The sequence below is a fragment of the Streptomyces sp. CA-288835 genome (assembly GCF_050936385.1).
Taxonomy (GTDB): Bacteria; Actinomycetota; Actinomycetes; order Streptomycetales; family Streptomycetaceae; genus Streptomyces.
This window is the reverse complement of sequence record NZ_JBNJMW010000001.1, coordinates 1,170,572-1,192,552: the sequence shown is the minus strand read 5'-3', so window position 1 is coordinate 1,192,552 and position 21,981 is coordinate 1,170,572. Positions and strand designations below refer to the sequence as shown.

Annotated in this window: 19 protein-coding genes and 1 pseudogene; 6 read left to right on the top strand and 14 right to left on the bottom strand. The window is 68.1% G+C overall.

Going from position 1 to position 21,981, the window contains the following annotated elements; genetic code table 11:
* Positions 1–2 precede the first annotated feature (2 nt).
* Entirely contained in the window at positions 3–545 is a 543-nt protein-coding gene (locus tag ACQEVY_RS05535; protein WP_432945395.1) for a hypothetical protein, read from the bottom strand.
* 259 nt (positions 546–804) lie between these two features.
* Here ACQEVY_RS05535 and ACQEVY_RS05530 point away from each other — a divergent pair.
* Both ACQEVY_RS05530 and ACQEVY_RS05525 read left to right on the top strand, forming a co-directional pair.
* Positions 805–1,028, top strand: a pseudogene (locus ACQEVY_RS05530) (NF041680 family putative transposase); the annotation flags it as partial.
* 101 nt (positions 1,029–1,129) lie between these two features.
* Entirely contained in the window at positions 1,130–1,783 is a 654-nt protein-coding gene (locus ACQEVY_RS05525) for a nitroreductase (RefSeq protein WP_432945393.1), read from the top strand.
* Positions 1,784–1,854: 71 nt separating this feature from the next.
* Here the strand turns inward: ACQEVY_RS05525 and ACQEVY_RS05520 are convergent, their stop codons facing one another.
* On the bottom strand, positions 1,855–2,289 hold the full coding sequence (locus ACQEVY_RS05520) for an Rrf2 family transcriptional regulator (RefSeq protein ID WP_432945391.1): 435 nt from the start codon (positions 2,287–2,289) through the stop codon (positions 1,855–1,857).
* Between the two features lie 127 nt (positions 2,290–2,416).
* Between ACQEVY_RS05520 and ACQEVY_RS05515 the strand changes: the two genes are divergently transcribed.
* Both ACQEVY_RS05515 and ACQEVY_RS05510 read left to right on the top strand, forming a co-directional pair.
* Positions 2,417–3,166: an SDR family NAD(P)-dependent oxidoreductase gene (locus ACQEVY_RS05515; protein WP_432945389.1), complete on the top strand. Its 750-nt coding sequence runs from the start codon at positions 2,417–2,419 to the stop codon at positions 3,164–3,166.
* Between the two features lie 440 nt (positions 3,167–3,606).
* On the top strand, positions 3,607–4,200 hold the full coding sequence (locus ACQEVY_RS05510) for an NADAR family protein (RefSeq protein ID WP_432945387.1): 594 nt from the start codon (positions 3,607–3,609) through the stop codon (positions 4,198–4,200).
* 195 nt (positions 4,201–4,395) lie between these two features.
* Here the strand turns inward: ACQEVY_RS05510 and infA are convergent, their stop codons facing one another.
* From infA to ACQEVY_RS05495, 3 genes are all read right to left on the bottom strand, one after another.
* Positions 4,396–4,620: a translation initiation factor IF-1 gene (gene infA, locus ACQEVY_RS05505; protein WP_432945385.1), complete on the bottom strand. Its 225-nt coding sequence runs from the start codon at positions 4,618–4,620 to the stop codon at positions 4,396–4,398.
* Entirely contained in the window at positions 4,617–5,408 is a 792-nt protein-coding gene (locus ACQEVY_RS05500) for a GNAT family N-acetyltransferase (RefSeq protein WP_432945383.1), read from the bottom strand. The genes infA and ACQEVY_RS05500 overlap by 4 nt, the downstream gene beginning before the upstream one ends.
* 325 nt (positions 5,409–5,733) lie before the next feature.
* On the bottom strand, positions 5,734–7,452 hold the full coding sequence (locus ACQEVY_RS05495; protein WP_432955069.1) for a dolichyl-phosphate-mannose--protein mannosyltransferase: 1,719 nt from the start codon (positions 7,450–7,452) through the stop codon (positions 5,734–5,736).
* Between the two features lie 139 nt (positions 7,453–7,591).
* On the opposite strand from ACQEVY_RS05495, the gene ACQEVY_RS05490 reads away from it, so the two are divergent.
* Entirely contained in the window at positions 7,592–7,849 is a 258-nt protein-coding gene (locus tag ACQEVY_RS05490; protein ID WP_432945381.1) for a hypothetical protein, read from the top strand.
* A 235-nt stretch (positions 7,850–8,084) separates the two neighbouring features.
* Here the strand turns inward: ACQEVY_RS05490 and ACQEVY_RS05485 are convergent, their stop codons facing one another.
* The 5 genes from ACQEVY_RS05485 to ACQEVY_RS05465 form a co-directional block, all read right to left on the bottom strand.
* Positions 8,085–8,591: a SigE family RNA polymerase sigma factor gene (locus ACQEVY_RS05485; protein ID WP_432945379.1), complete on the bottom strand. Its 507-nt coding sequence runs from the start codon at positions 8,589–8,591 to the stop codon at positions 8,085–8,087.
* Positions 8,592–8,896: 305 nt separating this feature from the next.
* A complete protein-coding gene (locus ACQEVY_RS05480) occupies positions 8,897–9,766 on the bottom strand; it encodes a sugar phosphate isomerase/epimerase family protein (RefSeq protein WP_432945377.1) in 870 nt (289 codons plus the stop codon).
* Positions 9,763–10,785 carry a Gfo/Idh/MocA family oxidoreductase gene (locus tag ACQEVY_RS05475; protein WP_432945375.1) on the bottom strand — a complete coding sequence of 341 codons (1,023 nt, stop codon included), beginning with the start codon at positions 10,783–10,785 and terminating at the stop codon, positions 9,763–9,765. Before ACQEVY_RS05475 ends, ACQEVY_RS05480 begins: the two co-directional genes overlap by 4 nt.
* 61 nt (positions 10,786–10,846) lie before the next feature.
* Complete coding sequence (locus ACQEVY_RS05470; RefSeq protein WP_432945373.1) at positions 10,847–12,280, bottom strand: sugar porter family MFS transporter; 1,434 nt, start codon at positions 12,278–12,280, stop codon at positions 10,847–10,849.
* Positions 12,281–12,288: 8 nt separating this feature from the next.
* Complete coding sequence (locus ACQEVY_RS05465) at positions 12,289–13,242, bottom strand: TIM barrel protein (protein WP_432945371.1); 954 nt, start codon at positions 13,240–13,242, stop codon at positions 12,289–12,291.
* A gap of 233 nt (positions 13,243–13,475) precedes the next feature.
* Here ACQEVY_RS05465 and ACQEVY_RS05460 point away from each other — a divergent pair, with 233 nt between their 5' ends.
* Positions 13,476–14,468: a LacI family DNA-binding transcriptional regulator gene (locus ACQEVY_RS05460; protein ID WP_432955068.1), complete on the top strand. Its 993-nt coding sequence runs from the start codon at positions 13,476–13,478 to the stop codon at positions 14,466–14,468.
* 105 nt (positions 14,469–14,573) lie between these two features.
* Here ACQEVY_RS05460 and ACQEVY_RS05455 read toward each other — a convergent pair whose 3' ends face one another.
* The 4 genes from ACQEVY_RS05455 to ACQEVY_RS05440 all read right to left on the bottom strand — a co-directional run bounded on the left by ACQEVY_RS05455 (position 14,574) and on the right by ACQEVY_RS05440 (position 21,976).
* Positions 14,574–16,172 (bottom strand): endonuclease/exonuclease/phosphatase family protein, encoded by a 1,599-nt coding sequence (locus tag ACQEVY_RS05455; RefSeq protein ID WP_432945369.1) that lies wholly within the window; start codon positions 16,170–16,172, stop codon positions 14,574–14,576.
* 146 nt (positions 16,173–16,318) lie between these two features.
* Positions 16,319–19,153 (bottom strand): beta strand repeat-containing protein, encoded by a 2,835-nt coding sequence (locus ACQEVY_RS05450; RefSeq protein ID WP_432945367.1) that lies wholly within the window; start codon positions 19,151–19,153, stop codon positions 16,319–16,321.
* A 190-nt stretch (positions 19,154–19,343) separates the two neighbouring features.
* A complete protein-coding gene (locus ACQEVY_RS05445; protein WP_432945365.1) occupies positions 19,344–20,291 on the bottom strand; it encodes a COG1470 family protein in 948 nt (315 codons plus the stop codon).
* A gap of 1,025 nt (positions 20,292–21,316) precedes the next feature.
* Positions 21,317–21,976: a response regulator gene (locus ACQEVY_RS05440; protein WP_432945363.1), complete on the bottom strand. Its 660-nt coding sequence runs from the start codon at positions 21,974–21,976 to the stop codon at positions 21,317–21,319.
* Between the last annotated feature and the right edge of the window lie 5 nt (positions 21,977–21,981).

The following is a 21,981-nucleotide window of genomic DNA, read 5'->3' as shown; positions in this document are numbered from 1 at the left end:
CTTCAGTGCCACCACGACACCGGCGGCAGGGTGTCCTTGATGAAGGCACACGCGTCGCGAAAACCACCTGGCACGATCCCCTCAACGCCGAGTTGCTCCGTCGCCTCCGCCAGCTTCTCGAGAGCGATCTGTTTGCCCGCCGAGTCGATGCGCACCCAGACGTTGGCCGTGGCGTGAAAGTTCTCCTCGACGAAGAACAGCATGGTCGGGCCCGGTGCGGCCACCCACGCCTCGATCGCCTCGCGATGGGCCGGGTCCGCGGGGTCGAGCAGGGCCCGGCTTCTGAGTTGGTGGGAGTGCTGATGCGCGTCCGCTGTGGTGATCGTGGCCTGTCCGGCTCCGCCGATGCCGATGGTCCTCCCGTTGCCGTTGACGAACAGCACGTGCAGGTCGATGACGACGTAGGGGACCTCACCCTTCGTCCGGTACCAGTTCCACACGATCTTCCGTGGCTCGACGGCATAGGCCCAGTCCGCAAAGTCGGCGAAACCGATCTTGAAGAACAGTGCCGGCTTGACGACCTCACCGCACTGGACGAGCTCCAAATAGGGAACGTAGCGATCCCAGCCCTCGTACCGAGCCGACGCATGAGCTTTCGCGTACATGAGATCGGGCTGGTCCCACGCATCGAGGCGCCACTGCAGCGGGTGAGTCGTCCGTGGACGGGAAGTCGGCCCTGGCGCCGCAGGAGAGTGCGCTCGACGACGTCGAAACCAAGCCATCCTTCGACTGTAGGAGCCATCCGCCGGGACCGGTCCCGGCGGGAGTCGGGCCGCTGGTTAACCTCGCTGCAGGCTGTGGCCCTGGCTCGATCACTGCGGTGAACTCCCTTTGATCCACGGCACGTTGATCGGGCTGAAGGGAGAGCAGAGCACCTGCCCGGCGGCCGCGATCCCAATCCGGTGCGGCTGTGGTCCTCGCACAGCGGAATGACCGGCGCAGACGTCGACCTGCGCTGGCAGGCGTTCCTCCTCGCCGAGGACCTCCGCCGCCCCTGGGAACGGCCCGCCGAGCCGCGTCGGCTCACCCGCCCGGGGGCCGCCAGGGATTCGGCCAGCCTCTGCTCGCTTGGTGCGACGATCACCCTCGTGTCTTCGCTGCCCGCCATGGAGTGAGAGGACGAGAAGACGTGGATGTGTATGAAGCCGTGGACAGTCGCAGGGCTGTGCGGGCGTTCAGCGATGAGCCGATACCCAAAGAGGTACTCGAACGAGTGCTGGCTGCGGCGACGCGGGCTCCGTCGAGTGGGAACCTCCAGCCGTGGCACGTGTACGTCGTGAGCGGCGAGCCGTTGGCAGAGCTGAAGAGACGCGCGACGGCCAGGGCGCTGGCGGGAGACCCGGGTGATGAGCGGGAGTATCCGATGTACCCGGCCGAACTGGCTTCACCGTATCTGGACCGTTTTTCCGCCGCGGCCGCCCAGCGGTACAAAGCGCTGGGCATCGAGCGCGACGACCCCGACAGGCCCACGAAGATCGCCGCCTTGAACTCGGGGGCGTTCGGGGCGCCGGTCGTGCTGTTCTGCTACCTCGACCGGACGATGGGGCCCGGGCAGTGGGGCGACGCGGGGATGTACCTGCAGACCGTCATGCTGTTGCTGAGGGCGGAAGGGCTGCACAGCTGCCCCCAGGTGATGTGGACGATGCACCGCAAGACCGTCAGCCAGATGATCGGAGCCGATGACGGGCTCGTGCTGTTCTGCGGTGTCTCCGTGGGATACGAGAAGGAAGGCGTGCCACGGCTGCGTACCGGGCGGGCGGACATGCAACGGTCTTCGGCGTGACTGGTTGCCAGGCTGTTCGCCGGCCCGGGCATGGAGGGGGGTATTGGTGATGTCAGGGCGTAACGGGGAGGCTAGCGAGGTGCCGCGAGTACGTCCTGGAGTACGTTCTCGAGCGTGACGCGGGCCAGCTCGTGTCTCAGGGTCTCCTCGATGCCCTCGTAGATGCTCTGCATTGCCGGCTGGATGCCGTGACCCACCACGCATTCCTGGTCCGGGGTGGTGCGGTGCATTGCGAACAGCGGGCCGGGTTCCACTGCCTCGTACACGTCGAGCAGGGTCATCGACTCCAGCTCGCGTGCCAGCGACCAGCCCGCGCCCACGCCCCGCCGGGACTCCACGAGCCCGGCCCTGCGCAGCTCGCCGAGCAGCCGTCTGATCACCACGGGGTTGGTGTTCGCGCTGGTCGCGATCTGTTCGGAGGTGGCGACCTCATGGCCCTGGCGCTGGTAGAGGCCGATCCAGGCCAGCGCGTGGGCGGCGATGGTCAGCCTGCTGTTGGCGCTCATGGGCTCCTCCTCTCGGTGCAACGCTTCATGTTACGACAGCTCAGTCGTAACAATGAAGGTTGCAACAGGCTGTCGTAACAATTAACGTTGCGACTGCCAGGAAGGGTCAATCAACGAGGTGAGAAGAATGAGCAAGCCACTCACGGGCAAGGTCGCCCTGGTCACCGGGGGATCGCGCGGACTGGGAGCCGCGACCGTACGGCTGCTGGCCGAGCAGGGCGCCGACGTCGCCTTCACCTACGTCAGCTCCGAGAAGCAGGCGCAGGCCGTCGTCGACGAGGTGCACGGCAAGGGAGCCAAGGCCGTCGCCTTCAAGTCCGACCAGGCGGACACGAGCCGGGCACCGGCGCTGATCGACGACGTGGTCGCGCACTTCGGCGGCCTGGACATCCTCGTCAACAACGCGGCGATCCCCGCGGCCGGCACGGTGGACGACCCGGACGCCGACACCGCCGCACTGGACCGGATGCACGCCACCAACTACCTCGGCGTGATCGCCGTCATCCGGGCCGCCTCCCGAGTGCTGCGCGAGGGCGGCCGCATCATCACGGTGAGTTCCGGACTGGGCTCCCGGGTCGGCACCCCCGGCGTTGCCGACTACTCGGCGACCAAGTCCGGGATCGAGAGGTACACCATGGGCGCCGCACGCGACCTCGGGCCCCGGAACATCACGGCCAACGTCGTAGAGGCCGGACTGATGGAGGGCGGCATGCAAGCGCCGGACCCCGAGACCCTCAAGGTCCTGCTCAGCTCGCTGTCCCTGCAGCGCATGGGGCACCCCGACGAAATCGCCGCGGCGATCGCCTTCCTGGCGAGCCCCGCCGCGTCGTACGTCACGGGCGCGGTGCTGGACGCCCACGGCGGCTACAACGCCTGAACCCGAACCCCTGCCGCGCGCCCCGAAGGACATCGCGTCTTCGGGGCGCGCACCGCCAACGACCCGCGTGTGCGTGGACACGCCTCAAGAAGCCCGGATCGTGATCGTGTTACGAGCTCTACGTGTTGATCCTCGCAACAGACGGGTCGTCAGCTCGTGCCGTTCCCCGATGCGACCGGGTGTTGTTGTCGCTGACCGACAGGCGATGTCACCACCTACGCACACAGTCACCGCAGGCTGCGAGGCAGCGTCGCCAATCGTTCAATATTGCGTGCGAGTTGGCGCACTGTGCTGAGGCGGCGCCAGGCCGGTGCAGCGCCCCGGTCAGGTGCCGCCGGGCATGGCGGCCGGCGCTATGAATTCGACGGGCTCGCGCCGCGCCGGTTGCGTGGCGGAAATTCCTTCGTCTGTTGTCGGTCGTGGCTGGGAGGATCTCTGTCATGGAGACGGTCGATTCGAAGAGCGCGGTCCAGGCCCGTACCCGAGAGGATCTCGTGGCGCTCGTTGCTGCCGGAGCGCGGCCGAAGTGGCTGATGTTCTGGGGGCATCAGCCACAGCGGGATGGTTCGATCGGGCCGGGTGCGCTCAGCCAGTGGTGGCCTTCCCCGTTCACCGTGGATGGCGTGACGTATGCGAGCGCCGAGCATTGGATGATGGCGGGCAAGTCCCGCCTGTTCGGTGACGATGCGTCGCTTTCGGCGGTCCTCGCGGCGCGCTCTCCCGCCGAGGCCAAGAGTCTCGGGCGGCTGGTTCGGGGCTTCGACGAGGCGCGCTGGGGCGCCGCCCGCTTCGAGTTGGTGGTTGCGGGAAACGTCGCCAAGTTCGGACAGGATCCCGCTCTGCGTGCGTACTTGCTCGGCACGGGTAACCGGGTGCTGGTCGAGGCCAGCCCGCGCGACCGGGTGTGGGGCATCGGGCTCGGCGCGTCCGATGAGCGTGCCACCGATCCCTCCCGATGGCGTGGCCAGAACCTGCTCGGCTTCGCCCTGATGGAGGCGCGGGCACGCCTGGCTGCCGCTCGCTGCGATGAGTAGTCGATGTCCATGAGCGCTGGAAGCATCCGTGGCGGTGGCCAGGCGGAGTGCTGCGTCGCGATTGCCGCGATCATTTATGAGGGGTCGTTGACCCTGAAGGCCGCCGCGGCCGTGCGAGCCATCATCGGGCCCCGGTCACGGGAAACGCCGTGACCGGGGCCCCAGTTCAGCTACTGCGGAAGGTGCCGACTGCCGCTAGTTCCGGTACCGGAACACGATCCGGCCGCGCGTCAGGTCGTACGGCGGGAGCTCCACCAGTACCCGGTCTCCCAGCACGATCTTGATGTAGTTCTTGCGGATCTTCCCGCTGATGTGCGCGAGCACCTGGTGGCCGTTCTCGAGTTCCACGGTGAACATGGCGCTGCGCAGGCACTCGACGACCTTGCCCTCGATTTCGATGACGTTCTTGTTCTTCGTCATCGCACCAGCTCCAGGTTGCTGCTCATCGGTCGGGCGCCGATGCCCTCGAACAGCGCCGAGGCTGGTTGGTTGGACTCCTGGACTTCGGTCCAGGCCTCGGCGAACCCGGAGTGGTGCAGCGTCCCCAGCGCGTGGGCCAGCAGCGCCCGCGCGATGCCGCGGCGTTGCTCGCCGGCCCGTACCGCGACCAGCCCGATGCGCGGCCGGATCGCCGTCACCACCCGGATCAGACCCAGGTAGCGGTCCGGCGCCGCGGCCACCGCGTACTTCGACGGGTCGACGATGGTGTCGCCCTCGGCGTGGGGAATGACCTCCGCGGGCATCGACTGCCACCCGACGGTCGCCTCGACTTCGTTACGGATCGCGCGGTCCACCGCCCGCAGCAGACTCTCGTCCGCCTGACCGGCGGGAACGATCGTCACGCCCGAAGGCGGTCGGACTTCGCCGAGCCCTGTGACCTGCGGGTCGGTGGGCACGACGTACTCCCACTCGCGGCGCCGGATTGTGAAACCGGCCCGCCGCCAGCGCCCCGTCAGCTCGACGTCGGCTTCGTCGACCACCGTGTACAGCGGTGCCGGCAGTTCGGCCAGCATCGCCTCGGCGAGCCGGTCGAAGGTGGCGTCGTGCCAGGCGTCGATGCTGACGAACAAGCGTCCGTCGGGCCGGTGCGCCGCATAACCGCGGCCGACCACCAAGTCGTCATCCAGTGCGTGCCATTGCCTGTCCGCGACACGCGTGATCATCACCGCGTTCTCGCTCAGGCCAGATGTGAAAGGCTTTATGTCCATTGGCGTCTCCTCCAGGAGTGCCTCGATCTCAGGCGCTCCTGGCGACACCGAAGGTCAGCCGCCGGACCGTGACGGGTTGAGGGAGCACCCATGGGTAACTGTGTTCACGGGGCTCACCTCCCTACGTCGACTTCACGGTCCAACGCGAAAGTAGCAGCGGGGCGCCGCCTCGCTCCATTCCTTTTCCGTGAGCGCGTAACGCGATCATGATCCGGTCTTCTTGAGGCGTCTCCAGCAGAGGAGGCTGGAAGCCAACGAGAGGAAGGAGTCGTGGAGTTCGATACGTCGTTCCCAGCGGAGCGCGAGGCGCTTGTGAGGGCGGAGTTCAGATCCAGGTGTCGAGCCACATGCGGGTGTGCCAGCTGGGATACGGAATCGTCAGGCCCGTGTAGATCGGGAAGAAGTAGATGAAGTTCCAGGTGATGAGCAGCAGCGTGCCCGCAGCTACCGCGCCCCCTGTGCGGCGTATTTCATCCGCCCCCGGCGGACCCAGCAGGGCGCCCAGCATCATCGCCACGGCCAGGCACAGGTACGGCACGAAGACGACGGCGTAGAAGGAGAAGATCGTTCGGTCCTGGTACAGGAACCAGGGAAGATAGCCGGCACCCACCGCACACAGGACAGCGCCCGCGCGCCAGTCGCGGCGCAGCGCCCACCGGAAGAGCAGATACACCAGGGCGCAGCAGGCCGACCACCACAGCACCGGTGTGCCCAGGGCGAGGATCGTCTGCGAGCAGTCGGCCGTCGCGCGGCAACCGTCTTCCCCGGGTTTCGGCGACTCGTAGTGGAACAGCACGGGACGGCCGAGGACCAGCCAACTCCAGGGATTTGACTCGTACTTGTGCGGGGTGTGCAGTCCTACGTTGAACTGGTAGACGCTGTACTCGTAATGCCACAGGCTGCGTAGCGGGGCCGGGATCCATGACCAGGTGCCGCCGCGGCCGTCCGCCCAGTGCCGCCCGTAGCCGTCGTCGGACAGGAACCAGCCGGTCCACGTCGTCAGATACGTCACCACAGCGACCGGAACGAGGGACAGCACCGACCAGCCGAGGTCCTTGCGCAGCACCGCCCGGTACGGGTGGCGTGCCCCTGCGATACGGCGGGCGGCGACGTCCCACAGCAGGGTCAGGATGAGGAAGAAGGCCAGGAAATACAGGCCGTTCCATTTGGTGGAGGCCGCCAGTCCCAGGAAGACGCCGGCAGCGAGCCGCCATGGACGCACTCCCGTCCCGGTGCGGTCGCCGGTGTCCCGGTCCGGACGTACGTGACCGTCCTCAGCCACCGGTAAGGCTGCCGCGAGCCGGGCCCGCGCCCGGTCCCGGTCGATGAGCAGGCAGCCGAACGCCGCCAGGACGAAGAACATGACGACGAGGTCGAGCAGGGCGGTGCGGCTCATCACGTAGTGCAGACCGTCCACCGCCAGCAGCGCGCCGGCCAGGCAGCCCAGCACCGTCGAACGGAACAGGCGGCGGCCTATCCGGCACAGCATCAGCACCGACAGCGTGCCCAGGACCGCCGTCATGAAGCGCCAGCCGAACGGGTCGAGGCCGAACATCCCCTCGCCGACGGCGATCACCCACTTGCCCGTGGGCGGGTGCGCGAGGAAGGCCCCGGTGTCGGCGAGCGGGATCACCTGGGGGTCGGCCAGGATCTGCGGGTCGGCGATCTTACGGTCCGGCCAGGTGCCTTCGTAGCCGAGCCGCAGCAAGGACCAGGCGTCCTTGGCGTAGTAGGTCTCGTCGAAGACGAAGTCGTGCGGGCTGCCCAGACGCCAAAAGCGCGGCAGGCCGGCAAGGAGCGCCACCAGTAGCGGCCCGCCCCACCCCGCCCAGCGCGCCAGCCGGCCCGCCGCCACCGGGGACAGGCCGAGCCTGCGCCACAGCCGTGACCCGGGCTCGGGAAACGGCACCACCAGGCGGTCGCGCACGGACGTACGCGGCCGCTCGACGTACCCGAAGCGGCGCAGCCGCCGCTCCCAGGAAGTCGGCCGGCAAACCGCCGCCTTTCGCGGCACGTCGACAGACGCGGGCGCGTTCTCACGCATCACGTGGCCAGCTTTCAACTCGTCGAGCGTGGGACATGCGGGGGATCAGCTGCCCGGCGGTCGGCGGTCGGTGGTCGTCACGCCGGCCCAGACAGCCCCGCCCATCGGGACCGTGTACAGCTGGCCGAGGCGCTACCTGGTGGTTGAGGTTCGTGTCGGCATCGGGACCGTCTCGGGCGCCGAGGGGCGGTACGGCATCGGCGCCGGCCTGGTAGTTGACGTACAGGTCGGCATCGGCACCTCCTTGGCCGTGGAGGCGGGGCGGGCCGTCGACGGCATCGGCACCGGACCAGCAGCCGACGTGCAGGTCGGCACAGGCACCCCCTTGGCGGTGGAGGCCGGGTGGGCCGCCGACGACGTCGGGACCGACTCGGCAGAGGTGACAGGGCGGGGCTGAGGGCCGACAGGCCCGCCGCCCTGAGCGAAGGAGCTCGTCAGGACCACCAGTCCGACGCCAAGTCCGGCAACGGTCAGCACGGATCCCGTGGCCATCCAGGCCGCCCGGGCCCGCCGTCGGGCGCGAACGCCCGCTTGCAGCCGGTATCGGTGCCGCTCCTCATAGGGCGCGTCCTCTTGGCTGTCACGCATCATCCGCGCCAGCTCCTGCTCGAAGTGATCCATGGCTCCCTTCTTCACTCCACCGGCTCGACTGCCTCGGCCAGAAGCTGCCGCAACCGTGCAACGCCGCGTGCCGTCAGCGAACGGGCGGTACCCACCGGACACCCCAGCACCTCCGCGACGTGCCGCTCGGGCAGGTCCTGGTAGTAGCGCAGCACCACCGCGGCCCGCTGCCGCGCCGGCAACAACGCCAGCACGGCCTCCAACCGGGTCCGTTCATCCACGGCGGCGGTCTCATCCCCCACCTCGGGCGGATCGGGCAACTGGTCCACGGGGTGCTCGCCCCACCAGCGACGCCGAGCCGAGCGCGCCGCGGCACGGGCCAGGACCTTGCGCACATACGCCTCGGGCGCCTGCTCGCCCACCTTCGGCCAGGCAAACCACAGCTTGACCAGTGCCTCCTGCAGCAGATCTTCCGCCCGGTGCCGGTCTCCGCCGGTGAGCAGCCGCGCCAGATGAAGCAACGCCGACCACCGAGCCGCCACGAACCGGTCGAACTCGTCGGCCCGCAACTGCCCCATCAGCGTTGTCCCTTACCCCCGCACGCCCCTACACCTTCAATAAAGGCACTGGACCCTGCCCCGCTATGCACCCCCGGCATGTGGTCTGGGTCACACATGCCCACTCCGCCGGTGCCCACGACGCGACTTGCCCGCTCCTGGGGAGGACAAGTGGCGGCCACGGGTTGGAAGCGATCGCACAAAAGCGCTCTGCGTACCGCGGATTACGAGGTACGCAGAGCGCTCACCGAAAGCCGGAAGCCGGGAAAGGCGGGAAGCCGGGAAAGCCGGGAAGGCGACGCCTAGTCCCGCCCCCCCCCGGGTTCTCAGGCCGCCAGCTCCTTCCTGATGCGGTCCAGCATGAACGCCGAGGAATCGCGGGCCCGTTCCTCCCAGGCGAAGACACACGACGTGGCGACGCCGTCGAAATTCAGCTCGCGCAGGGTGCCGAAGAAGGTGTCCCAGTCGACCTCGCCCTGGCCGATGTCCAGGTGCTGGTGGATACGAGCCGGGGTGCCGGGCGGGTTGAGGATGTAGCGCAGGCCGCTGGAGCCCTTGTGGTTGAAGGAGTCCGCGATGTGTACGTGCTGCAGCTTGTCGCCCGCGTAACGCATCATCGCCGCGATGTCCGCACCTACCTCAGAGGGGCCGGACAGGTGGAAGGTGTGCGGGGCGCAGTAAAGGTAGTTCACCCAGGGCTTGTTGATCGCGCGGACCAGGTTGACCGCGGGAGTGTTCTCCTCGCAGAAGTCGTCCGGGTGGGCCTCCAGGTTCAGAGCGATGCCTTCGCGCTCGAACACCGGCAGCAGTTCCTCCAGCGAGCGCCAGAAGGCGGACTCGCTCTCGGCGGCGCGCTCCGGGCGACCGTTGAACTCCGAGTTCATCAGCGGACATTCGAGGTCCACGGTGATCTCGATCATCCGCTTCCAGTACCGTACGGCCGTCTGCCGCTCGGTCTCGTCGGGCGAGGACCACTTGTACAGCGGCAGCACCGACGACAGCTGGACGCCGTGCGTACGCAACGACTTCTTGAACGACGCGACGCGCTCGTCGTCCGCCCGCGGGTGCAGGAAGAACGGCATGAAGTCGTCGCGCGGGGACAACTCGATGTACTCATAGCCGAGTTCGGCAACCGTACGCACCATGTCGTCGATGGACAGGTGGCGGAACATGTAAGGGTCGAGCGCGATTTTCACGCGGAACCTCCGTAGAACGCGGGGCGGGGCTTCATGTCGGCGGAGACGACGGTGCCGTCGGACTCCAGGGAGCGGACGGCGGCGTCGGTGATGACGGTGGCGGCGTAGCCGTCCCAGGCGGACGGGCCGGTGGGCTCGGCGCCCGCCGCGACCGAGGCGATCCACTCGCGGAACTCGGTGTCGAAGGCCTCGGCGAAGCGGTCCTTCCAGTCCTGCATGACAGCTGTGGCGTGCCCGGCCGCCGCGGTGCGGACCCCCACGGCGGCCGGGTCGGGCAGCCGGACCAGGCCCTCCTCGCCGACGACCTCGCACTGGATGTCGTATCCGTACTGGCAGTTGACGAAGACCTCGAGGTCGATACGCACCCCGTGCACCGTCTCGAAGATCATGATCTGCGGGTCCTTGAGGTGCGCGAACCGCTTGCTCGTGGCGCGCGGCGTGACCACCTGGGCGGAGACGATCTCGTCGTCGAGCAGCCAGCGCAGTACGTCGATCTCGTGGACGGCGGTGTCCTGCGCCGCCATCGCGGAGTGGTAGGCGTCGGGCACCGTCGGGTTGCGGTGGGCGCAGTGCACCATCAGCGGGGCTCCGAGGGAACCGGCCGCGAGGACCTCCTTCATCTGGCGGTAGCCGGGATCGAAGCGGCGCATGAAGCCGACCTGGACCAGTCGGCTGCCATGCGCGCGCTCGGCCTCGACGATGCGCAGACAATCCTCGGCGGTCGTCGCGAGGGGCTTCTCGCAGAACACGGGCTTGCCGGCCGCGATCGCGTTCAGCACATGCTCGGCGTGGGTGGGGCCCCAGGAGGTGACGAGGACGGCGTCCACGTCGGGGGGGTTGATCAGCGCGGCGCCGTCCGGCAGCGCGGCGGCGCCGACGGTGGCGGCGACCTCGGCGGCGCGGGCGGCGTCCAGGTCGGTCACAGCGGTGACGGTGGCCCCGGTGACCACCTCGGTGAGGCGCCGGATGTGGTCCTGGCCGATCATTCCGGCGCCGATGACACCTACACGTACGGTCATGGCCGTATCCCTTCGAAGGGTTTACGGGGCCGGGGTGCAGGACCGGCCCACGGGGGAGGGGTCAGGAGTAGCGGGCCTTGAGTTCCGCTTCCAGCGTCTCGAGCGTGCGGCCCTTTGTCTCGGGGACGTAGAGCTTGACGAAGGCGAGCGAGAACAGGCCCGCCAGCACGAAGAGGAAGAAGGTGTTGGAGATCCCGATCCCGTCGACCAGCGACGGGAAGACCAGACCGATCACGAAGTTGGTCAGCCACAGCACCACGGCGGCGACACCCATCCCGAAGCCGCGCATCCGCATCGGGAAGATCTCCGACAGCATCAGCCAGGTGACCGGCGAGATGGCGCCCTGCTGGAAGGCCAGGAAGGTGACGGTCATGGCGAGCACGGCGTACGCCCGGCCGTCACCCGAAGGCAGTACCAGAGAGAAGACGCCGATCAGCAACAGAGCGGCGGTGGTGCCCATCTGACCGGCCATCAGCATCGGGCGGCGGGCCACACGGCCGAGCAGCCAGATGCCGACGAAGGTCGCCAGTACCGAGATCACACCGTTCGCGATGTTCGCGGTGAGCGCGCTGTCCGCGGCGAAACCGGCGTCGGTGAGGATCTGCGTGCCGTAGTACATGATCGTGTTCACGCCGGTGATCTGCTGCACGATCGCGATGCCGAAGCCGACGAACATCAGCTTGCGCACCCACGGCGTGCTCTTCATGTCCTGCCAGCCGCCGAGCTTCTCCTGCTCGTCCTTCACGGCCAGCGCGGACACCTCCGCCAGCTCGGCCTCGGCCCGCTGCTGGGACCGCACCTGCTTGAGGACGTCCAGGGCTTCGCCGAAGCGGCTCTGGGAGGCCAGCCAGCGCGGGCTCTCGGGCATGACCAGCATGCCGAACCAGAGCACGACGGCCGGGATGGTGGCGATCACCAGCATCCAGCGCCAGACGCCGCCGGACTCGCCGCCCACCTGCGCGATGATCGCGTTCGACGTGAAGGCGAGCAACTGCCCACTGACGATCATGAGTTCGTTACGGGTGACCAGCGCGCCGCGCCGCTCGGCGGGCGACACCTCCGCGAGATAGACCGGCACGGTCACCGACGCGCCGCCGACCGCGAGGCCGAGGACGAAGCGGGCCACGACCGTGATCGCTGTGTTCGGGGCGAGGGTGCAGCCGAGTGCGCCGATGAAGAACAGCACGGCGAGGATGAGGATGGCGCGGCGCCGGCCGCGCCCGTCCGACAGGCGGCCGCCGGTGACGGCGCCGAGCGCGGCACCGAGGAGGAGCGAGCTGGTGACCATGCCCTCTGTGAACGGGGTCAGGCCGAGGTCGTCGGTCATGTACGGCAGGGCGCCGTTGATGACGCCGGTGTCGTAACCGAAGAGCAGTCCGCCGAAGGTGGCGATGAGCGTGATGACCCGCAGCCGCCGTTTGACGGTGGGCGGGGCGTCGTCCGGGACGGCGGTGGCGGGTGCGGGGGTCTGGGTCGTGTCCTTACTGACGTCCATGGTCTCCCCTACTTGGCGTCGTTGGCTGGGCGCCGGGTACCCGCCAGTCCGCAGTCGGCCAGGTACTCCCGCGTGCTCACCGCGATGGGCAACGGCACCTCGGGAGCGCACGGGTACAGGTCCTGCTCGACGATCACGAACAACTCGGCGTCCAGCTCGGCGAGTTCGGCGACCACGTCGTCCGGCTTCGGCACCCCGGCCGGAGGCGACACGCACACCCCGCGCTTGACGGCCTCGCCGAACGAGAGGTTCTCGGCGGCCACTTGGGCGAGGACCTCCGGGTCCATCTGCTTGATGTGGACGTAGCCGACCCGCTCCCCGAACCGGCGGATCAGGTCGAGGTTGTCCCCGCCGCCGTAGGCCACGTGCCCGGTGTCCAGGCACAGGTTCGTGTAGCGGGAGTCGGACTCGTTCAGCAGCCGCTCGATCTCCGGCTGCGTCTGGATGTGGCTGTCCGCGTGCGGGTGGATGACGAGACGTACGTCGTACTCGTCGAGGAGGAGCTTGCCGAGCCGGTCGGCGGCCTTGCCGAAGCCCGCCCACTGTTCGGCGGTCAGCTCGGGCGACTCGGTGAAGCCGCCGGTCTTCTCGTCCCGGTACATGGGCGGGATGAAGACGAGGTGGTGGGCACCCGTGGCGGCGGTCAGCGCGGCCACCTGCCGGACATGGGCGAGCATGTCGTCCCAGGCCTCCGGGCGGTGCAGCGCGCCGAACGCGGTGCCGCCGGAGACCCTCAGGCCGCGTACGGCCAACTCCTCGGCCAGTATGGCTGGTTCGGTGGGGAGATAGCCGTACGGGCCCAGCTCCAGCCACTCGTAACCGGCCCCGGCCAGCTCGTCGAGGAAGCGGGTGTACGGGACTTGGTGCTCGTCCTCGGGAAACCAGACGCCCCACGAGTCGGGGGCCGAGCCGAGACACAGGTTGCCCACGACGGTGCGGAGGGGGGACGGCGTCGTTGCCATGCTGCACGTCCTTCGAAGAGAGGGAACAGGTGGGGTGGGGGAAGCCCCGGTGAGTGGCCAGCGGAAAAGCTCAACTGACGCGCTCTACTAGCGCGCGCTAGTGCGAGTACGATGACCCCTGTCCAAATGTCATGTCAATAGCTTGTTGCCGGGAGATTTCCGGGCTGCCCGTAAGGTGGGCGCGTCGAAGGGTAGGTCAACAGGTGAGCGGATCGGGCAAACAGCGGCCCACGATGGTGGACGTCGCCGAGAAGGCGGGCGTGTCCAGGGCGCTCGTCTCGATCATCTTCCGCGACCAGCCGGGGGCGAGCCAGGAGACCCGCGAGCGCGTCCTGCGCGTCGCCGACGAGATCGGCTACCGCCCCGACAACGCCGCGCGGCTGCTGGCCCGCGGCCGCAGCCGCACCCTGGGCGTGATGTTCACCGTCCACCAGACCTTCCAGGCCGACCTCGTCGAGGGCATCTACCCCGAGGCCGAGCGCCTCGGCTACGAAGTGCTGCTCTCCGCCACCAGCCAAGCCAGGAGCGAGGTGAAAGCCGTCGAGGCCCTGCTCAGCCATCGCTGCGAGGCAGTGATCCTGCTGGGCCCGGACATGGAAGCCGCGGACCTCGACGCCCTCGGCCACCGCACCGTCGCCGTCTCGGTCGGCCGCCGGGTGCCCCAGACCCGCGTCGACAGCGTGCACACCGCCGAGGGCAAGGGCGTACGGCAGGCCATGGACCACCTCGTCGAACTGGGGCACCGCCGGATCGTGCACATCGACGGCGGCCGGGGCCCCGGCTCGGCCGAGCGGCGCCGCGCCTACCGCGCCGCGATGCGCCGCCACGGTCTGCAGGCCGACCTGCGCGTGATCCCCGGCGACCACACCGAGGAATCCGGCATCGAGACCGGCCGCCTGCTGCTGGCGGAACGCGACCGCGGACAGCCGCTGCCCACGGCGGTCCTCGCCGGAAACGACCGCTGCGCCATGGGCCTGCTCATGGCACTGACACGGGCCGGTGTCGATGTCCCCGGTGACCTGTCCGTCGTCGGCTACGACGACAGCCACCTGTCCCACCTCATGCCGATCGGCCTGACCACCGTCCGCCAGGACTCGCTCCTGATGGCGGAGTACGCGGTCCGGTTCGCCGTGGAACGCCTGGAAGACGGGGAGTTGGAGCCGCGCGAAGCGGTCATCGACCCGAAACTGGTGGTCCGGGGAACGAGCGGGCCGGCCCCGGAGTAGGGGCCGGCCTTGAAGGCTCGGTGAGGCCGAAACGCGCCGGCCCGTTGAGCGGTGAGGGGATGGCTACTCGAGCACGCAGCATCCCCACTGCTGTGCAGCGGTACTTCAGGTCAGGCCGAACGTCGTCACCACGGCGCGGTGATCGCTGACCCATTCATTGTTCTGATGGTTGGGAACCGGCTGTGGAGTGCCACGGACCTCGGCCGTCGAGCTGACGGGCGTTGCCGAGCCGACGTAGTGCACGAAGTCGATGCGATCCTGCGGTTCGTCCTGCCCCGTGGAGCCGTTGTGCTTGGGGTACACCGGGGACCACGTGTCGCCCGTCATGGTTGCCGGAAGGGGGTTGACGACCCGGTACGAGTCGTTGAGACCGGCGTCGGAGACGGCCCGGGTGGCGGGCCAGTTGACGGAGCTGTAACCGCAGTTCTGGCTCGCGGCCTCGGGCACCCAGTCCAGATGGGACGGCGTGTTGAAGTCACCGGCCAGGAACACCGGCGCCCCGCCGCTCTTGGCCGCGTTGATCTCGGGGGCCGCCCTGGTGAGGATGTCGTTGATCTCCACAACCCGCCGGGAAGTGTTCCGTTCGATGTCCTCGATCTGTGTCGGCGTCATGCCCTCGTAGCACGCGTTGTAAGGCCCGTAGTGCTGATAGTCCAGGTGGATCGACCACACCACGGCTTCCTTGCCGGCACCCAGGTCGAGCCGGGCGCCGAGCCCGGAGTCGTCCAGCGCGAGCGGGAACGTCTGTGTGATCGCGTACCTGCTGATGATCGCCACGCTGGCGGGGCCTTGGTAGTAGTACCAGCCCAGGTTCCTTGCCAGATCCCTGGCGAAGTACCCCTGACTTTCCTGCAGGGCCAGCACGTCCGCGCCGCTGGAGGAGACGAAGTTGGTGGCCTTGGTGAGGCCCCCGGTCACCTGGGTGGCGGCGTGCCAGGTGTTGAACGAGGCCACCTTCAGCGTGGTGGCCGCGGCAGAGGGCACGATGCGGAACTTCAGTGGGCTGGCCACCCGGCTGTAGCCGTCGTTGTACAGGTAGTAGGCCACATAGTGGCCGGGGGGCAGGCCGGCGGTCGGGATCGAGATCTGGCCGGAGGAGCCAGGGGCGGAGAGCCACCTGGTCGCGGGCCCGACGTACTGGTCATTGACGGGGCCGTTGCCCGGATCGGAGTAGATTCCAATCCAGTTGAGCGTGCTGGGCCGACTCGTGCTGTACGTAACCGAGATCGGGTCACCCGCCGGGTAGTCGAGCTGGTCCAGGCTCATCGAACCGGTTGGTGTCCGTGCGGAGCTCGTGATGCGGAACTTCACCGGATTGGCCAGCCAGCTGTAGCCGTCGTTGTGCAGGTAGTAGGCCACGTAGCTGCCGACGCTGAGGCCGGAGGCCGGGATCGAGATCTGGCCGGAGGCGCCGGGGGCGTACTTCCACTTCTTCGATGCCCCGAGATACTGGCCATTGACCGGGCCGTTGCCGGGGTCGGCATAGATACCGACCCAGTTGGTGGAACTGGGCTGGCTCGTGCTGTAGTTGATCGTGATCTGCTGGGTCGTCCGATAGTCGAGCTGGTTCAAGCTCATCGTGCCGGAGGGTGCCGCGGAGGCCGGCAGCGGAGAAGCCATGCCCAGCAGCACGGCGATCGTGATGACCAATGCTCGTAGGCTCATCCGCATGCCGCGGCTTGGATAGTGACGTCTTGTTCTCATACGCGGCTCTCCCTCATGGCGACAAGGCCCTAACGGCCCGTCAGGCAACATAGCGACTCGCCAGCCGTTTTGGGCGATTCATACCTGGATGGACTAATGAGCCCTTTCAGGGAGTCCGCTGATCGGGTGACGCGGAGTCCGTCTGGTCATGCGACGGAGTGTGTGATCGTTGCGGTGTAGGTGCCTGTGAGGGCGGTGGCGGGTACCGCGACGACGAGGGTCGGGTTCCAGCTCGCGGTGTTGTTCCCGGTGCCGAGGGTCAGGGTGAAGGCGGTGCGGGGGGTGGTGAGGGTCTGGGCGTTGAGGGCGGTGGCCTGTCCTGGGATGAAGGTGCCTGTTCCGGTGGTGTTGGTGGCCAGTCCGGACCAGTAGGACACGGCTGACTTCGTGATGGTCTCGGCGGGCGTGCCGCCGCCGGTGGTGAAGTCCGTCGCTGAGACGGTGGCCGTCCAGGATCTGGTGATCCCGCTTCGGGTGTCGCTTACCTGCACGGTGCCGAGTTGGCCGCTGATCGTGCTTGAGGGTGCCCCGCTGCCCAGGTTCCGAGTGGAGGGCACGCTGATCGACAGTGAGTCAGCCGGTGGCTGCGAAGTGGTGTTGAGCAGCACCGACGCCGTGCCCGCGGTCCAGTTGGCGGTGGTCAGATCGGCGTCGCCGTCGCCGTTGAAGTCACCCGTCGCCACCCAGGCCGGGCCTGCGCCGGTGGTGTGGTCGACTTTCGCCCCGAAGGTGCCGTTCCCGTTCCCCATGAGGACCGACACGGTGTTCCCGAAGTAGTTGGCGACGGCCAGGTCGAGGTCATCGTCACCGTCGAGGTCGCCCACCGTCACCGTCTCCGCGCCGCGGCCGGCGGCGTAGTCGGTTTTCGTCGCGAAGGCGCCGTTGCCGTTGCCGAGCAACACCGACACACTGTTCCCGGTGTAGTTGGCGACGGCCAGATCGAGGGAACCGTTGCCGTTGAAGTCACCGACCGCCACCGACCACGGGGCCGCACCGGTCGGGTAGTCGGTTTTCGCCGCGAACGTGCCGTTCCCGTTCCCGAGCAGAATCGACACGGTATCGCTGAAGTAGTTGGTTGCGGCCAGGTCGAGGCGGCTGTCGCCGTTGAAGTCGCCCATCTCCACCCAGGACGTGGCATCACCGGTGGTGTACGCGACCCTCGCCGCGAAGGTGCCGTTTCCGTTCCCCAGCAACACCGACACGGTATCGCTGAAGTAGTTGGCGACGGCCAGGTCAAGGCGGTTGTCGCCGTTGAGGTCACCAATCGCCACCTTCTCCGCTCCGTCGCCGGCGGCGTAGTCGACTTTCGCGGCGAAGGTGCCGTTCCCGTTCCCCAGCAACACGGACACGCTGTCCCCGGTGTAGTTGGCCACGATCAGGTCCAGGGAGCCATTGCCGTTGACGTCGGCGACCTGCACCGAATACGGGTCGAGGCCCGTCGCGTAGTCGACCTTCGCTGCGAAGGTGCCGTTCCCGTTCCCCAGCAGCACCGAGACCGTGTCCGAGCCGTAGTTGGCGACGGCCAGATCCTTCCTGCCGTTCCCCCGGAAGTCACCCACTGCGACCGAATACGGATTGGTTCCCGTACCGAAGTCAGCCTTCGGCCCGAAGGTGGGAACCTGGACGACGGTGAGGGTGAAGCTCTGGGTGGCGTCGGGGCCGCTGGTGTTGTGGGCGGTGATGGTCAGGGGGTACGTGCCGGTGGCGGTGGGTGTGCCGGCCAGGGTGGCCGTGCTGTTGCCGTTGTCGGTGAAGGTGACTCCGGGCGGCAGTGTGCCGGTGCGTGTGAGGGTGACGGTGGGAGTGCCGGTCGCGGTGATGGTGAACGTGTTGGCCGTCCCCCGGCCGAACGTCGTGTTGTTCGCGCTGGTGATCGCCGGTGGCTGCGCAGTGGTGTTGAGCAGTACCGACGCCGTGCCCGCGGTCCAGTTGGCGGTGGTCATATCGGCGGCGCCGTCTCCGTTGAAGTCACCCAACGCCACCCAGGCCGGACCTCCACTGATGGCGTAGTCGGTTTTCGCTGCGAAGGTGCCGTTCCCGTTCCCCGTGAAGACTGACACCGTGCTCGCGAGGTAGTTGGCGACGACCAGGTCGAGGGAACCGTCGCCGTTGAGGTCGCCCACCGTCACCGTCTCCGCGCCGTCGCCGGCGGTGTAGTCGACCTTGGCCGCGAAAGTGCCGTTGCCGTTGCCGAGCAACACCGACAGGCTGTCCCCTGTGTAGTTGGCGACGGCCAGATCGAGGGTGCCGTTGCCGTTGAAGTCACTGATCGCCACCGACCATGGGGCCGTACCGGTCGGGTAGTCGGTTTTCGCCGCGAAGGTGCCGTTGCCGTTCCCGAGCCGAATGGACACCGTGTTCGCGAGGTAGCTGGTGGCGGCCAGGTCGAGGCGGCTGTCGCCGTTGAAGTCGCCCATCTCCACCCAGGACGTGCCGTCACCGGTGGCGTAGGCGACCCTCGCCGCGAAGCTGCCGTCTCCGTTCCCCAGCAACACCGAGACCGTGTCCGAGCCGTAGTTGGCGACGGCCAGGTCGGGACGTTTGTCGCCGTTGAGGTCACCCACGGCCACCTTTTCCGCTCCGTCGCCGGCGGCGTAGTCGGATTTCGCCGTGAAGGTGCCGTTCCCCCTACCCAGCAGCACCGACACGCTGTCCCCTGCGTAGTTGGCCACGACCAGGTCCAGGGTGCCGTTGCGGTTGACGTCGGCGACCTGTACCGAATACGGGTCGAGGCCCGTCGCGTAGTCGACCTTGGCCGCGAAGGTGCCGTTCCCGTTCCCCAGCAGCACCGAGACCGTGTCCGAGCCGTAGTTGGCGACGGCCAGATCCTTCCTGCCGTTCCCCCGGAAGTCACCCACTGCGACCGAATACGGATTGGTCCCCGCACCGAAGTCAGCCTTCGGCCCGAAGGACGGGGGCGCGGCCGCCGCGATACCGGGCGAGACGACCTGCAGCATCACCAACGCCAGCAAGACCGCCATGAGTCGCCCCGCTCCACGCCGCATTCTCGCCATGAGCGCACCATATGAGCGGGTGCGCCGGATACCGATCCGGAACATTGGCCGACAACTCTATTGGGGCAAAAACATACTCTTTACAGCTTGATAGTTTCCTGGCGCAGAATGGCTTTCTGTTGGCGGCCGAAACCGTCGTCGCGGCGGTGCTGCGCCGTCAGTCTCCGCGCCGCGCGAGTCGCCGCTTCTGTCGGAGGACGCCGACGACGGCCAGGATGGCCAGCAGAGCGCCGAGTCCCCAGGACAGCGTCGAGGGCCGCTGCATGAAGTCGGGGACGATCGACGCGCCTTGCATACCCGCGGTCGGGAACGTGACAGTGGCGGTGACGGTCTCCTGGACCCTGCCGCTGGTCAGAGACAGTCGCGCTTTCCAGGGACCGTTGGGCAGACGAGCGTCGTCCGGCTCAACGGTCACCGAGCCCGTATCACCGGGGGCCAGGGTCGTTCCCCGCGTCGCAGGAAACGGACCGGCACGCAGACCCGCCGGCCCTTCGGACAGCCACAGCTTGCCGGACATCTCCAAGGCTCGTTTCCCGGTGTTGCGCACCTGGGCAGTGATCCGCGGTTGGCCCCCGCGGGAGCGTGACGGGGTGAGCTTCTGGATCCGGAACGCCGAGGGTGGCTCACCACCAGGGCCGATATCCAGATAGATGCGGATGCCGACCCGGTTGATCAGCTTGACGCTGCCCCTCCCGGCGCTGGCGACCTCGGCCCACACAACGCCGTACCGCTCACCTTGCGAGGCCTTTCGTGGCACCCGGATGGTGACCCGCGCGGTCTTCTTGCTGTCGGGCGGAACCTCGAGCACCGGGTGGTCGACCGAGGCCCATTCCGTGAGTTCGTTCTGAGTCCGACCAGCCGCGAAGGTGAATGTCCGTTTCCTGATGGAAGCCGCGGCGGCGTAGAGGTCGATGCGCAGCGGCACCGCGGACTTGTTGCTGACCTCTACCCGCCGCTCGATGGTCGTGCCCGGATTGAGGTGATCGACGATGGAGGTATAGGCACGGGGATCGTCACGACGGATGACTGGCGCCTCCAGCAGTCGGAGACCGAACTGCGCTTCCCGCTCCTCCGATCTCTCGTCCTGCGTGCCCTGAGAAGCCATCGGCCGGGCATCGCTGCCGGCCGCGCCGTGAAACAGAGCGGCCAGCACAAAGACCAGGAGCAGCGGAATCGCTCGCCTACGTGGGAGTGACAGAATGGGTCACCGTCCCGCTGTAATCCGTGGCCGCCTGCGCTGTATTGGGGATGACGATCGACATCGTCGGGGTCCATGTGCTGGTGCTGTTCCCAGTCCCCGCAGCGTGACTCGCGATCGGGTTGTTCGCGCTCATGTCATCGGAGTTCTGACTGCTCGCCGTGCCGTTGTTGGTGGTGACGGTCCCGGGGACGTATCTCCCCGCGGAAGCCGGGATGGCGTTCACCCCCGCTGCCGTGAATGCGGTCGACTGGACCCTGCACGTCCACACAAGATCGCCCGCTCGGGCGTCGGTAACGGTCACGGTGCCAAGCGACGCGGGGGTCGTCGTGGTGCCCGGAGCACCGGCTCCGAGGTCGACGGGGCCGTTGGGCACGGAGATGAGGAGACCATCGCCCGTCACATCGAACGTCACCGCGGTGGTGCCGCAGCCATCAGCCGGCGGAACGCACGGGGCCGCTTGCGCTGGGGAGCCGGGAACCGCAACCAGCGCGAGGGTGACGCCTCCCGCGGCGAGCAGCGCGAGAGATCTGTATCTGAACCACACAGCAAGTCCTCCGTCTCCGTGGCCGCACCCACGAGTGGGCTCGGTCCGCACACGACCTGGACGACGCCCAGATGCACCGTAAGTAGCTTATTGATCACATGACGTCATGGCGCGCTGATGTAGTCCACGTGGAGGCAGGACCTGGGCTCATGTACGTACTGGCCAGGCCGCCGAGCGGGAAGCCGAGACTCAGCAGCCCGCACCGCTCCGGCCCAGGACCAGTGAGCGTCTCGTTGGAGTTCCCTCACGTCAGTCCCGGTGCCACCCCGTCCCCCGTAGGGCGGCGCTGGGACCGATTCGCTGCCCTTCAGCCCGGCCGCGGGGACGTCTGCGGCCATGGTCCGCAGGGGCCGGTGCGCCACGCCCGATCCGACCTGCTGTGGCCTCAAGGCAGGCCAAGGCCTGCGTCCCGGGCCAGGGCTACCGCTTCGGCGCGGGTACGGGCGCGGAGTTTGGCCAGGACGTCACTGACCCGGTTGCGTACCGTCTTTTCGGAGAGGGAGAGGTGGCGGGCGATGGAGGCGTTGTCCAGGCCGCGGGAGAGCAGGTCGAGGATCTGCCGTTCCCGGTCCGTGAGTTGAGGGAAGGGCAGCGTGTCTCGGGCCGCGTGCGGCGAGGCGAAATGGGCGAGCACCCGCTGGGCGATGCGGGGGCCGAAGATGGCCTCGCCGCGTGCGGCGCCCAGCAGGGCCCGGTGCACGTCCGCGCCGTCGGCCTCCTTCAGCAGATAGCCGCAGGCCCCCGCGCGCAGAGCTGCGAAGACCGAGTCGTCGTCCTCGTCCATGGTGAGGACGACGACCGCGACCTCGGGATGGACGGTGGTGATCCGGGCGGTCGCCTCGAGACCACCGACCCCAGGCATACGCAGATCCATGAGCACGATATGCGGCAGCAGCCGTGCGGTAGCGGCAATGGCTTCGGCCCCGTCGGCGGCCTCCCCGATGACGGAGACGCCGGGCAGGTCGCCGAGTACGGTCACCATCCCGGCCCGGAAGATGGGGTGGTCATCGACGACGAGGACGGTCACAGGCTGCGGCTGGCTCATCTCGC

Bases quoted from the DNA above. Each gene is read 5' to 3' on its own strand.
- ACQEVY_RS05450 (WP_432945367.1), bottom strand. From the start codon at position 19,153: ATGGCGGTCTTGCTGGCGTTGGTGATGCTGCAGGTCGTCTCGCCCGGT.
- ACQEVY_RS05470 (WP_432945373.1), bottom strand. From the start codon at position 12,280: ATGGACGTCAGTAAGGACACGACCCAGACCCCCGCACCCGCCACCGCC.
- ACQEVY_RS05500 (WP_432945383.1), bottom strand. From the start codon at position 5,408: ATGGACATAAAGCCTTTCACATCTGGCCTGAGCGAGAACGCGGTGATG.
- ACQEVY_RS05510 (WP_432945387.1), top strand. From the start codon at position 3,607: ATGGAGACGGTCGATTCGAAGAGCGCGGTCCAGGCCCGTACCCGAGAG.
- ACQEVY_RS05475 (WP_432945375.1), bottom strand. From the start codon at position 10,785: ATGACCGTACGTGTAGGTGTCATCGGCGCCGGAATGATCGGCCAGGAC.
- ACQEVY_RS05485 (WP_432945379.1), bottom strand. From the start codon at position 8,591: ATGGGGCAGTTGCGGGCCGACGAGTTCGACCGGTTCGTGGCGGCTCGG.
- ACQEVY_RS05445 (WP_432945365.1), bottom strand. From the start codon at position 20,291: ATGGCTTCTCAGGGCACGCAGGACGAGAGATCGGAGGAGCGGGAAGCG.
- ACQEVY_RS05440 (WP_432945363.1), bottom strand. From the start codon at position 21,976: ATGAGCCAGCCGCAGCCTGTGACCGTCCTCGTCGTCGATGACCACCCC.
- infA (WP_432945385.1), bottom strand. From the start codon at position 4,620: ATGACGAAGAACAAGAACGTCATCGAAATCGAGGGCAAGGTCGTCGAG.
- ACQEVY_RS05520 (WP_432945391.1), bottom strand. From the start codon at position 2,289: ATGAGCGCCAACAGCAGGCTGACCATCGCCGCCCACGCGCTGGCCTGG.
- ACQEVY_RS05455 (WP_432945369.1), bottom strand. From the start codon at position 16,172: ATGAGAACAAGACGTCACTATCCAAGCCGCGGCATGCGGATGAGCCTA.
- ACQEVY_RS05460 (WP_432955068.1), top strand. From the start codon at position 13,476: ATGGTGGACGTCGCCGAGAAGGCGGGCGTGTCCAGGGCGCTCGTCTCG.
- ACQEVY_RS05515 (WP_432945389.1), top strand. From the start codon at position 2,417: ATGAGCAAGCCACTCACGGGCAAGGTCGCCCTGGTCACCGGGGGATCG.
- ACQEVY_RS05495 (WP_432955069.1), bottom strand. From the start codon at position 7,452: ATGCGTGAGAACGCGCCCGCGTCTGTCGACGTGCCGCGAAAGGCGGCG.
- ACQEVY_RS05465 (WP_432945371.1), bottom strand. From the start codon at position 13,242: ATGGCAACGACGCCGTCCCCCCTCCGCACCGTCGTGGGCAACCTGTGT.